Below are 13,227 nucleotides of genomic sequence, written 5' to 3' on the forward strand. Positions count from 1 at the left end.
GTTGGCACTTTTTTCTGGCGTAGCCCAAAACGCGCAGTCGTCAAGTCGTTAAGGGCATGGCCTTCAACAGTCCGAACTGGAGTCAAAATGTCCTCACGTAAAGAGCTTGCTAATGCTATTCGTGCGCTGAGCATGGACGCAGTACAGAAAGCCAAATCCGGTCACCCGGGTGCCCCGATGGGTATGGCTGACATTGCCGAAGTCCTGTGGCGTGATTTCATGAACCACAACCCACAGAACCCTTCCTGGGCTGACCGTGACCGCTTCGTGCTGTCTAACGGCCACGGCTCCATGCTGATTTATAGCCTCTTGCACCTCACCGGCTACGATCTGCCGATGTCTGAACTGCAAAACTTCCGTCAACTGCACTCCAAAACGCCGGGTCACCCGGAAGTGGGCTACACTGCTGGTGTAGAAACCACCACTGGCCCGCTGGGTCAGGGTATTGCGAACGCAGTCGGTATGGCAATCGCAGAAAAAACGCTGGCGGCGCAGTTTAACCGTCCGGGCCACGACATCGTTGACCACTTCACCTATGCGTTCATGGGCGACGGCTGCATGATGGAAGGTATCTCCCACGAGGTATGTTCTCTGGCAGGCACCCTGAAACTGGGCAAACTGGTTGCATTCTATGATGACAACGGCATCTCTATCGATGGTCACGTTGAAGGCTGGTTCACCGATGATACCGCTAAACGTTTCGAAGCCTATGGCTGGCACGTTGTTCGCGGCGTTGATGGCCACGATGCCGATTCCATCAAACGCGCAGTAGAAGAAGCGCGCGCAGTGACTGACAAACCGTCCCTGCTGATGTGCAAAACCATCATCGGTTTCGGTTCGCCGAACAAAGCCGGTACCCACGACTCCCACGGTGCGCCGCTGGGCGACGCTGAAATCGCGCTGACCCGCGAAAAACTGGGCTGGAAATACGCGCCGTTTGAAATCCCGTCTGAAATCTATGCTCAGTGGGATGCGAAAGAAGCAGGCCAGGCGAAAGAATCAGCCTGGAATGAGAAATTCGCGGCTTACGCAAAAGCCTTCCCGCAGGAAGCCGCTGAATTCACCCGTCGTATGAAAGGCGAAATGCCGTCTGACTTCGACGCGAAAGCTAACGAATTCATCGCTAAACTGCAGGCTAACCCGGCGAAAATTGCCAGCCGTAAAGCGTCTCAGAATGCGATTGAAGCGTTCGGCCCGCTGTTGCCGGAATTCCTGGGCGGCTCCGCTGACCTGGCACCGTCTAACCTGACCCTGTGGTCTGGTTCTAAGGCTATCAACGAAGATACCGCCGGTAACTACATCCATTACGGTGTACGTGAATTCGGTATGACCGCGATCGCTAACGGTATCTCTCTGCACGGTGGTTTCCTGCCGTACACCTCTACCTTCCTGATGTTCGTGGAATACGCGCGTAACGCCGTGCGTATGGCCGCGCTGATGAAACAGCGTCAGGTGATGGTCTACACCCACGACTCCATCGGTCTGGGCGAAGATGGCCCGACTCACCAGCCGGTAGAGCAGGTGGCTTCTCTGCGTGTAACGCCGAACATGTCTACCTGGCGTCCGTGTGACCAGGTTGAGTCTGCGGTCGCGTGGAAATACGGCGTCGAGCGTCAGGACGGCCCGACCGCGCTTATCCTCTCCCGTCAGAACCTGGCGCAGCAGGAACGTACTGAAGAGCAGCTGGCAAACATCGCTCGCGGTGGTTACGTGCTGAAAGATTGTGCCGGTCAGCCGGAACTGATCTTCATCGCGACCGGCTCTGAAGTTGAACTGGCTGTTGCCGCATACGAAAAACTGACTGCCGAAGGCGTAAAAGCGCGCGTGGTTTCCATGCCGTCTACTGATGCATTCGACAAACAGGATGCGGCTTACCGTGAATCTGTCCTGCCGAAAGCGGTTTCCGCGCGTGTTGCAGTGGAAGCGGGTATTGCAGACTACTGGTTCAAATACGTTGGCCTGAACGGCGCTATCGTCGGCATGACCACCTTTGGTGAGTCTGCGCCGGCAGAACAGCTGTTTGAAGAGTTCGGCTTCACCGTCGACAACGTTGTTGCGAAAGCAAAAGCGCTGCTGTAATCGGTAAGATGTTGTATGAGAAGGGCCGCGAAAGCGGCCCTTTTTTTATATTTTCAGCGTCAAATGATCGCATCCCCGTAATCGGGATTTCTTCACCGGCTCGCCCATGGCATTGCACAGGTACGGTAGCCACTGCGCGGGAATAGGTAATTCCTCGGCTGAAGGGTTGTAAAGCCGCACCAGCGTTTGCCCGTACAGTACGTCAACGCCACTGACGATATAACCTTCTGGGAGCGCATCAATAATCTTCCGTCGCACGATCTCCTGCTGTACAATATGCAGATCAACGTTATCCAGCCTCTGCAGACAACTGCGATCTTGCTGCCACTGCCAGAGTACAGGCGAGAAGCTATAGTGTTGCTGGCGAACGGCGAGCTGGGCGGGCGAAAGGGGAGCCAGGCAAAGCGCAAATTCAAAATGCAGTTTGCCGATAAGATTGCCTTCTGGCGTTGCCATTCGCTGTCCGGAGGCGCGACCCGGACGATAGAGCAGATCATCTTTGCCCAGATTGCCGGTACCGCGAAACAGCGTTACCCGCAACTCTTCTTCATGATATTCATACTCTTTCAAACCACGGGCAAAAAAGTGGAAATCCGAATGTGCGCTTAACTGGTGCATAAACGGTTCGCTATCGACAGGCATTTCGGCAAAGCCCATAGCGCTGTTGATGGTCTGGTTTTGACGCGTTATTGATCCGAAAGGCACATCGGCAGTTACTGCGTTTATCACTTTGCCGCTGTTAAAACGTAGCTGCAGACGATGCTCGCGTACCTGATTATCCACGCGCATTGCAAAACGGATGACATCTTCTTCGAGCGAAATGAGCAGCTCTACAGCGACAGGATGCGTCGTTTCGCTACGCGTACAACGATCGTCGTTCAGACCTTCCGGCAAATTGAGCGTGGCGCGCAGGTGCATCTCCTGACATTGCGGGTGGTGGTGTATCGCTACGCGCTGAAATGCCGAAAAGAGCAGGCCGTCATCATCGGGAAGGGGAGAAAAATCATAAAGATCGCCGTCATCGCTAATGTCATGAAGAAGAAGCAGGGGCTCTAATACGCGGCCCTGAATTTTGTCCTCCAGTCGCAATGCGTTGCGGTGCAGGCTCAGGCGATAACAGGTATTTTCAATCGCCATGGCGTCGGGCGTGTGAGTGAGCAAAGGCTGTGGTGCAGAGGCTGGGGCGACGAAAAATAGCGCCAGACCCAGTGGCGGAACCGGCGCGTTCAGGATATCCACCACATTTTCGTAGTACCACGCCTGCTGTTCGGTTTCGACTTCGCCATCCGGGGTGAGCAATACGTGACGCGGGCGCTGAATTTTTTGCTGCTGACGTAAGACAACCCGCACCGGTTGGCCTGTTTCATCCAGCACGCAGAAGCTGGCTTGCGGCGTGATTAGCGTTTGCTGGCGCACCGTGACGGTTGGGCTGCTGGTGCCGTTGCTGAGCAGAAAACGGTAGTTTTTGTCTGGGGCGAGGTTCGCCAGAATCTGACGCGCGTGGAGGCTGTAAATGGCCTCGCCAATCTGTTGCGCCTGGCGGCAGCGGTGAAGGATATCGCGGTTGGTTTCGTCACTATTGCAGCCACCCATGCTGTCATGTGCGTGGCTTTCCAGCAGCCAGCGCCACGCCTGTTCGAGCAGTGCATCACCGTGGGCGATGCCGTTTAAACGGGCGATCGCCAGCATTGGTTCCGCCAGACGGGTCAGGATCTCTTCGGCATCGAAGTTGGCTTTTTTGATGTCGTAGCGCGATGAGCCAATACTTTTGTGCACGCGCGCGAAGCGTGGTATGCGAAACTCCCCGCGCCAGTGCGGTAACGTTTTGCCGTCTAATGTGGCAAAGAAGCGTTCGTAGCTGCTCACTTCCCAGCGATCCTGGCTGTGAAGGTTGATCGCGTTGATGAGCTTTTCAAAATCCGCATCGCAACTGACCTGATCGCCGCCGATCGGGCAGAGAAGATCCTCTGACGCCGTTAAGGTTTTCATTCGCGCGATCAGTGGAAAGGTCTCTTCATCCAGATGGTGGCGTGAGAAATTTCGCCAGCGGCCGCCGCGTTCCGGGTGCGCCAGCGAATAGCCGAACGGCGTGATGACGGTGGTCACCGTGTCGCCGTTAAGCGCCTCCCAACTCAGCTCTGTCGGGCCCATCACGTTGGGATCATACCCACGACGTAGCAAAATGGCGGGTAGGCCAAACGCGTGGGCGATTTGCGGGAGTTGCGCGTGGCTGCCAAAGGTATCGGGCAAATAAAGCACCTGCATGCAGTAACCCGCCTGTTTAGCATGATGCATACCGATGCGCAGGTTGCGGAACAGCGATTCAGTGCAGATGTTGAACAGGTCTGGTTGGGTGTACCAGGGGCCAATCAGCAAGCGCTTTTGGGCAACCAGCGCTCGGGCGCGCTCGGTCATTTCGGGTCTGAGACGGACGAAGTCATCGAAAATTGAGCTTTGCCCATCCAGATGAAAAACGAAACGCGGGTTGTTTTCCAGCGCCTCGATTAATTCGCTGAAGGCCTTGAGAGCAAACAGTTGGGTATCGAGCGTCGAGAAATACCATTCACGATCCCAGTGGGTGTGCGATACCGCGTGGATGGTGCGAGTGTCGCTCATTCGCTTTCCCCCCTATGGAAACGCAGTCGGTATTCAGCGTGAATATCTTCTTCATACCACATTGGGAAATTGGTTCCCCAGATGTTGTTGTAAAGCTGGCCATAAAGGCTGGTAATGGTGAGTGGGTGATCGTTAAAACAGAGTACGCGGGGTTCGTACAGCGCCAGCAGTGGGGCATCGACGGGTTCCAGCGTCCAGTGGTGGCTGTTGGCTGACTCAACTGCGTGCAGGTTACGGTTGCCATTTTTAATGATGTTATGCCAGTTCAGCGGGTAGCCCAGCTTATGGCACTGGCTGTACTGTGTGTCGGCAAGGCCGAGTTGCAGCCAGATCTCTTCCGGCAGGCGGTTAGCCTGTTTGCCAACAATACTGGCGCGCAGGGTGACATCGTGGTGAGTTTTACTAAAGCGGTACTCGATGCGGATCTCCTCTGGCAGGCGGATGATCAGGTTGTCGCTTGCCATCGGGCGTGTTATCGCCTGTAAGTACCAGGCTTCATCATCTTCACGCCAGCGTGTCTGATGTAGCGTGAACTCCGCCTGTTGCGTGGTGATTGGTTGAGAATAGAGTTCCATGCCTGGTTTGGTGAAATCGGAGAGCGACCAGACGGAGGTCACCTCCATGTTTTGCATATAGCGCGCGCGGAACCGATCGTATTCCTGTGTACCCACCTGGCGGTAAATCAGCCGCCCAAAGGGAGCCTGAAGCTGTTCGGCGTCCTCAATTTGCAACGCCGCCAGGCTACCGTCCTGCGCCAGAGAGAGGGTGTAATCACCAAAGTGGAATGTGCGAGAAACCGTAACGTCACCTTTTACCTCAACGGGAACGGGCTGGCTTGCCTGCACCAGCGCATCGGGAAGATGGATAAATGCGCTTTCCAGATAGTTTCGCTGCTCCTGCCAGGAACGAGCAAAATGGCAATATCCCCGAATTTTGCGATGCGGTAATTTATCAACAAATTGCTGAATAAAGGCGTATTTCTCGGGCAACGGGTCGGTCACGTGGTCGGCTTTACGCGCGCTGTCAAACTCCTCGGGCAGATAGTGGCTGTAATCACCAAGATGCAGTTTGAGATCCATCCCCCAGGTGTGTTCCGGGATCATAAGCAGTGCATCCAGCGCCTGGGGGTTGGGCTGCGGCATTGATGCAAGCAGGTTTGTCAGCCGGCGGTAGCGGCTCACTTTCGCCGGGTCGGTGCCGATACCGTGGTTCCAGGTATCGCCCATCTCGGCTTCAATTACCGGCAGCGTATGACGGATAGTTTCCAGACGCGCGGCGAAGGTATCGAGTGTTGACGCGCTGACTTCCGCCTCCGGATAGCGCTCCCGGTAGCGATCGATAAGCTGCAATACATCGCTTGCCGAGGGCGGCGAGCAGTTATCTTCTGCATGGCAGAAGACCAACAGTTCATCCAGCGCTTCGCACCAGGTTTCATTGCCATAGCCGCCGAAGGAGTAGTTAACGATGAGGCTACGATCGCCATATTTCCACAGAAACAGTGGCGGCACATCGGGCGGGCAGGAGGCCGGGTTAACGCCAAGATGCAAATAACGCACGTCTGCATCAGCAAGCCAGGGGACCAGCGTTTGCGGATGGCCGGGAACATCCGTCATTTTCGCGGCGATAGTGCGACGCCCGAAGCGCGCATCCAGCGCCTGACTATAAGAGAGACCGTGCTGCAACAATTGTGGCGTCAGCAGCTCGCTGTGCGTGGTGAACGGCAGCGCATGCCAGACGATATCACCCTGGTTAATTGCCTCGGTGAGGCGCGCCTGAGACGTGCGATCGGCCTTCTGGAAATAGCGATGGATAAGCCAGGAGCCGCAGCTCCAGATAAAGTTTTTTTGCCCGTTGCGGTTCACCTGTTGCGCCAGGTTAATGACCGATGGAATAAAGTCATTCAGATATTTATCTTCAATCACCTCGGCAAAATCGGTGAAGCCGATATCCAGATGCGTTTTATAGATAACGTGTACACGTTTCATTTTTCACTCCCTGAAAATGGGGTTGGTAATCAACTGGGCCGTCTGGTCGCGATTGACTCGCAGAAAAGCAAATGAGCTTTGGCTGCAATCCACTTCCTGATTGATGTGGCCGTTACGGTTGTTAAGCAGGTGGATTTTCTTTTGCGTGTAAAGCAGAACCTGGTTGTCGGGATGGGTATCGAGATTGACCTGAAGCAGGGCACTGTCAGAGATATCACCGATATTGGCGTCGCCCATGACAAAGCGGTTTAATTGGGTTTCACTGTCGCTTTGCAGATAGCTTTGTCCACGTTCAAGTGCCTGCAGGATGTCCTCCCGCTCTGCGCTGTGCGCCCGTACGCGGATGCGCGGCAGAATCTGACCTTTTTCTTTATGGAAATCACTGCCTGCGGTGACGGGCATTTTGATGCCGTCGTAGAGCAACTGTAACCAGTACTGGAAGGTCATTTCATTGCCGGTGCCATCCCAGGGGCCATTCCACAGTTCCAGCCAGTCGTGGCCATGAAACGGCAGCATCCAGGGGCAGTAGTGACAGAAAGGGTGATTGATACCAATGCGTGCGCCGTTACGGCGAGCCTCGTCCATTTTGGCCGTGATATCTTGTTCGCTGAAATGGGGAAGAAAGCGCTCAACGGGCTGCGTCAGGCCAAGAAAATTAACGTGCCCGCGATCGGTGGTCAGCTCCATACCCGGAATCAGGGTCAGAGGTGCGTTCATTCCCGTGATCAGCCGGTTTTGCGACGTGGTATTGTGATCGGTCAGACACAGGAAATCGAAATTCAGCCTCATCGCGCGCTCAATTAACGCATCGACAGAAAGCTTGCCATCACTGTGTTCAGAGTGAACATGCGTATCGCCCGTCAGCCAGCGCATTGTTTTACGCTGGAGTGTGATGTCGATATCGATGCGGCATTCGCCACGAATTTTGTACAAACCGAGCAGAACGGACCAGGTTCCTGTATTAATGGGCGTGTGGAGATAGCCTGGCGTGGCGAATGATTCGCTGATAATCAGCTCTTTTCGCGCGCCGCCGCTCCAGCCAATGATGTCATCGCCGCGAGCGAGGCCCAGATCCACCACGTTACCTTCACTAAAGCGGTAGTTGATAATCAGCCGCTCAACCTCGCCATCGATTTCAAAGGTAACGGGCCTGAGCTGTTTCTCGTCATAAGGATGAACCACAACGGATTGATGCAGGGTAGTGGATCCCATTACGCCTCCCCCAGCAGTTCTTTGCAATCGCCGGCGATCATCACCACTTCGGCACCATAAATGACTTGCAGACCTTTCTCACTGACGTGAACAACGCCTTTCGCGCGCAGGTTTTTTTTCCAGACGTCATCGCTGGCGACGCGAGAGGGGTCAATGACCTCAACACGCAGCCGGGAAATACAGTTATCAAACTGCGAAATATTGTGCGGGCCGCCCAGGGCATCGATAATCTGCTGGGCGAAAAGAGGGGATTGCGGCGTGCTGGCATTCACTTTGTCTTTAAAATCTTGCTTGCTGAATAACCTCACATCTTCGTCTGCGGCGGAGTACTCTTCACGCCCTGGCGTCATTACGTTGAAACGCGTAATCAGATAGCGGAATAAAAAATAATAAACGGCGAAGAAGAGTGGGGTCAGCCACAGGTAGCCCCACATATCGAGTTTATCCGGCTGGAGCAGAACGGGAAGAATGTCCTTCAGGCAGCCGCCATACACGGAAATATTCGCCATTTCCGACAAAACAAAAATCAGGCCGGTCAGCGGTACGTGCACAAAGTAGAACAGCCATGGCGCGACGAACAAAAAGGTGTATTCAATGGGCTCGGTAATGCCAAACAGCATCATGGTCGCGACGACAGGGAGCAGTAAGCCGGCAACCACTTTTTTATGACTTGAGCGTGAGCAGTGGTACATCGCCAGCGCAGCACCGGGGAGCGCACCGAAGTGAATCACCACGCGGCCAGATTGAAAACCGCGTACCAGTAGCTCGTGTGAGGATTCGCAGCCCAGTTGCGCCATATAAATATTGGTGGTGCCGCTAACCAGATTGCCGCAAATCTCCATTGTTCCGCCGAGTTCGGTCAAACGGATAGGCGTGGTGATGAGATGGTGCAGCCCTACGGGCAGAAGCGATTTGTCAGCAATCGCCCAAATAAAGGTGCCAAACAGACCGGAATCGCCGATCATTTTACTGAACTGCGCCAGCATCCAGCCAATAGGCGGCCAGATGAAATAGAGCAGCACGCCCATCAGCGCCCCGACAACCAGCGTCACGATAGGAACCGTACGCGTACCGGCAAAAAATGAGAGCACCAGCGGCAGCTTCACGTTATACAAGCGATTGTGCAGCCAGGCGGTAGTCAGGCCAACCGCCATTCCGCCGAAAACGCTCATGCGATAGGTGAACATGCCCAGCTCGGTAGTATAGATTGAGGCCTTCTGCACGGCAGAGACGGGGGTCATGTGCTGCTGAGTGATAAACCAGTCAGCGGTGGTGGTTTGCGCACTGATGCCCTGGGAATCCAGCAGCGTGTTGAGGATGTAGTGCATTGCCATAAAGCAGACCGCGCCGGAAAATGCGGCCCAGGCTTTCTCTTTCTTCGCCAACCCGAACGCGACGCCAATGGAGAAAAAGAGCGGAAGATTGCGAAAAACCACATCGCCAGTGGCTTTCATGACGCTAAACGTGATGTATCCTGGCGAACCTTTGCTGATAAGCGAGGAGAGATGCAGCGCCGCAAGGGTTTCTGTATTGGTGAAGGCGCTGCCAAAGCCCATAAACATGGAGCCGATGGTGATAATTGATATGGGGACCAACATGGCCTGGCCAATCATTTGCATCTGCTGCTTCATAAATTATCCTTGTGAATATTTCGTCCGACGATAAATCGGATGAATTCCTCTGTTTTTATTCGCGACCTTCTGAATTTTTATATTTATTATGTAAATGTAATTAAGGGGATTTTTATTGATGGTGCTAATAATTATTAGCCATCATGCAGGCGCATGGTTGCTGCATTTAAAAAACAAGAGGGGAGTTTATCATCGTAAAAACTGGATTTTGTGACAGGGGCAGCGATAAATAAATATTGATAATATCTATATTTCTTGTGTATTTATTTATGCCTAAGAAAAGCCCCGCCGAAGCGGGGCTAATCAAGGGGCAACGTTAGCCAGTTTCAAGTTTAAGAATAGCGGTGTGGCATCCCTCCTTCGCTCTGCGTATTTATAACGCGATTAACCAAAGAGGGTTGTAAATCGTGATGTATCATTGACGATACAATTAAATGAAGTACAACCATCAACACTGCGAATTTCAGAATATCCATACCGCAAATCCTGCTTGAAGCGGCAAGCGTCAGCGGCTATCCTAGACCTGTGGAGAGTCATGGATCACCCCCGTAGTTTGCCTGTAGTTATACCGCAACGACGGGGGTTTTCTTTATCCAGCGCAAGGAGCCGCACGGAAAAAGTCCCCGCGCCGTTGCACCTGTCGATGAATGTTCACCAACAGATAAATTTTACTCGCGCTTGTTATTTATCGCTTTTATTTAGAATGTCTGAATTCGGATATTATTAGAAATAAGTGATATTTTAGAAAAGCCCCGCCGAGGCGGGGCTAATCAAGGGGCAACGTTAGCCAGTTTCAAGTTTAAGAATAGCGGTGTGGCATCCCTCCTTCGCTCTGCGTATTTATAACGCGATTAACCAAAGAGGGTTGTAAATCGTGATGTATCATTGACGATACAATTAAATGAAGTACAACCATCAATACTGCGAATTTCAGAATATCCATACCGCAAATCCTGCTTGAAGCGGCAAGCGTCAGCGGCTATCCTAGACCTGTGGAGAGTCATGGATCACCCCCGTAGTTTGCCTGTATTTATACCGCAACGACGGGGGTTTTCTTTATCCAGTGCAAGGAGCCGCACGGAAAAAGTCCCCGCGCCGTTGCACCTGTCGATGACTGACGCATCGACACGCAAATTTTACCCTTCATTTCGCCTAATCACTCATTCAGAGACAGTCTGAATCCGTACTCGCTCTTTATTCCATCGCTCAACCTGTTCTGGCATAACGCTGTGAATTATTCCTGTAGAAATGTGATGTATGTCAGATTCCTGGTGCGTTTGTCTGGACAATCATTCCTTTTATTCCAGCTTTCGCTTATTCTGGCTGAAGCGTTTCAGTTGTTGAAGTGTTCGACATTTGACCAATCAGTCACTGTTTGTGGCAGGTAAGGTTTCCCGGAATGAATTGCTGCATTACTCTGTCAGCCACATTGCTTTGGGATGACCTTGCAGGAGACCTATGACCGTACGCGTAGCGATTAATGGCTTCGGTCGCATTGGGCGTAACGTGGTTCGTGCTTTGTATGAATCCGGACGCCGTGCGGAAATCACCGTGGTGGCAATCAATGAACTGGCGGATGCTGCGGGCATCGCACATTTATTGAAATATGACACCAGCCATGGCCGTTTTGCCTGGGATGTGCGCCAGGAACGGGAACAGCTGTTTGTCGGCGGCGATAGCATTCGTCTACTGCATGAGCGCGAGATTAACGCGCTGCCCTGGCGTGAACTGTCGGTTGATGTGGTGCTCGATTGTACCGGTGTGTACGGTAGCCGAGCTGATGGCGAAGCCCATATCGTCGCAGGCGCGAAGAAAGTGCTCTTTTCACATCCCGGTAGCAACGATCTCGACGCAACGGTGGTGTATGGCGTAAACCATGATGCGTTACGCCCTGAACACTACATTGTCTCCAATGCCTCCTGTACCACGAATTGCATAATTCCCATTATAAAATTGTTGGATGATGCCTGGGGCATTGAGTCAGGAACGGTCACGACCATTCATTCAGCCATGCACGATCAACAGGTGATTGACGCTTATCACCCTGACTTGCGCCGCACGCGAGCAGCCAGTCAGTCGATCATTCCGGTGGATACGAAGCTTGCCGCAGGGATTACACGTATTTTCCCGCAGTTTAACGACCGTTTTGAAGCGATTGCGGTGCGCGTACCGACGATTAACGTCACGGCAATCGACCTTAGCGTTACGGTAAAAAATCCGGTAAACGCTAATGAAGTCAACCAGTTGCTGCAAAAAGCAGCACGGGATGCATTTCATGGTATAGTTGACTATACGGAATTACCGTTGGTCTCAACAGATTTTAACCACGATCCGCACAGCGCCATTGTCGATGGCACGCAGACGCGAGTGAGTGGAGCGCACCTGATCAAAACATTGGTCTGGTGCGATAACGAATGGGGCTTTGCTAACCGAATGCTCGACACTACGTTAGCGATGGCCGCACAAGGTTTCAGGTAGGACGCGAATGCGTCTGCAAAACTTTAGAATCAACGAGAGGATTCACCATGTCTGTAATTAAGATGACCGATCTGGATCTTGCTGGTAAACGTGTTTTTATCCGTGCGGATCTGAACGTACCAGTTAAAGAAGGGAAAGTAACCAGCGACGCGCGTATCCGTGCTTCTCTGCCAACCATCGAACTGGCCCTGAAACAAGGCGCGAAAGTGATGGTAACCTCCCACCTGGGTCGTCCGACCGAAGGCGAGTACAACGAAGAATTCTCTCTGCTGCCGGTTGTTAATTACCTGAAAGACAAACTGTCTAACCCGGTACGTCTGGTTAAAGATTACCTGGACGGCGTTGAAGTTGCTGCGGGTGAACTGGTTGTTCTGGAGAACGTTCGCTTTAACAAAGGCGAGAAAAAAGACGACGAAGCACTGTCCAAAAAATACGCTGCACTGTGTGACGTATTTGTAATGGATGCTTTCGGTACCGCTCACCGCGCGCAGGCTTCTACTCACGGTATCGGCAAATTTGCTGACGTTGCGTGTGCAGGCCCGCTGCTGGCTGCTGAACTCGATGCGCTGGGTAAAGCACTGAAAGAACCGGCTCGTCCGATGGTCGCTATCGTTGGTGGTTCTAAAGTGTCGACCAAACTGACCGTTCTGGACTCTCTGTCTAAAATCGCTGACCAGCTGATCGTTGGTGGTGGTATCGCGAACACCTTCGTTGCCGCTCAAGGCCACAGCGTCGGTAAATCCCTGTACGAAGCTGACCTGGTTGATGAAGCCAAACGTCTGCTGACCACCTGCGATATTCCGGTTCCGACTGACGTTCGCGTGGCAACTGAGTTCTCTGAAACGGCAGCAGCGACGCTGAAATCCGTATCTGACGTGAAAGAAGACGAGCAGATCCTGGATATCGGTGACGCATCTGCACAGCAGTTAGCTGAGATCCTGAAAAACGCGAAAACCATCCTGTGGAATGGCCCGGTTGGCGTGTTTGAATTCCCGAACTTCCGTAAAGGTACTGAAATCGTGGCTAACGCTATCGCAGACAGCGAAGCGTTCTCTATCGCAGGCGGCGGCGATACTCTGGCTGCAATCGACCTGTTCGGTATCTCTGACAAAATCTCCTACATCTCCACTGGCGGTGGCGCATTCCTCGAATTCGTGGAAGGCAAAGTACTGCCAGCAGTTGCAATGCTCGAAGAGCGCGCTAAGAAGTAATGTTTGAGCAGGCGG

At 53.0% G+C, this 13,227-nt stretch carries 7 protein-coding genes; 3 read left to right on the forward strand and 4 right to left on the reverse strand.

All coding sequences use genetic code 11. From position 1 onward, the window contains the following. Positions 1-87: 87 nt before the first annotated feature. Complete coding sequence (gene tkt / locus ACOXYR_RS02425; RefSeq protein ID WP_108475834.1) at positions 88-2,079, forward strand: transketolase; 1,992 nt, start codon at positions 88-90, stop codon at positions 2,077-2,079. A gap of 45 nt (positions 2,080-2,124) precedes the next feature. Here tkt and ACOXYR_RS02430 read toward each other — a convergent pair whose 3' ends face one another. From ACOXYR_RS02430 to ACOXYR_RS02445, 4 genes are read right to left on the reverse strand one after another with little or no spacing between them, the layout of a single operon-like run. After that, positions 2,125-4,695 (reverse strand): glycoside hydrolase family 38 N-terminal domain-containing protein, encoded by a 2,571-nt coding sequence (locus ACOXYR_RS02430; protein WP_421356016.1) that lies wholly within the window; start codon positions 4,693-4,695, stop codon positions 2,125-2,127. Then, positions 4,692-6,680, reverse strand: a complete 1,989-nt coding sequence (locus tag ACOXYR_RS02435; RefSeq protein ID WP_421356017.1) for a DUF5054 domain-containing protein — start codon at positions 6,678-6,680, stop codon at positions 4,692-4,694. The genes ACOXYR_RS02430 and ACOXYR_RS02435 overlap by 4 nt, the downstream gene beginning before the upstream one ends. A 3-nt stretch (positions 6,681-6,683) precedes the next feature. Then, complete coding sequence (locus ACOXYR_RS02440; RefSeq protein WP_421356018.1) at positions 6,684-7,892, reverse strand: CehA/McbA family metallohydrolase; 1,209 nt, start codon at positions 7,890-7,892, stop codon at positions 6,684-6,686. Next, positions 7,892-9,523, reverse strand: coding sequence for a PTS transporter subunit EIIC (locus ACOXYR_RS02445; protein ID WP_421356019.1), 1,632 nt, complete (start codon positions 9,521-9,523; stop codon positions 7,892-7,894). Before ACOXYR_RS02445 ends, ACOXYR_RS02440 begins: the two co-directional genes overlap by 1 nt. Positions 9,524-10,981: 1,458 nt before the next feature. Between ACOXYR_RS02445 and epd the strand changes: the two genes are divergently transcribed. Both epd and pgk read left to right on the forward strand, forming a co-directional pair. Beyond that, positions 10,982-12,001 carry an erythrose-4-phosphate dehydrogenase gene (epd, locus tag ACOXYR_RS02450; RefSeq protein WP_421356020.1) on the forward strand — a complete coding sequence of 340 codons (1,020 nt, stop codon included), beginning with the start codon at positions 10,982-10,984 and terminating at the stop codon, positions 11,999-12,001. 47 nt (positions 12,002-12,048) lie between these two features. Further along, positions 12,049-13,212 (forward strand): phosphoglycerate kinase, encoded by a 1,164-nt coding sequence (pgk, locus tag ACOXYR_RS02455; RefSeq protein ID WP_421356021.1) that lies wholly within the window; start codon positions 12,049-12,051, stop codon positions 13,210-13,212. Positions 13,213-13,227 lie beyond the last annotated feature (15 nt).

This window comes from Pseudocitrobacter faecalis, assembly GCF_965231525.1.
Classification (GTDB): Bacteria; Pseudomonadota; Gammaproteobacteria; order Enterobacterales; family Enterobacteriaceae; genus Pseudocitrobacter; species Pseudocitrobacter faecalis.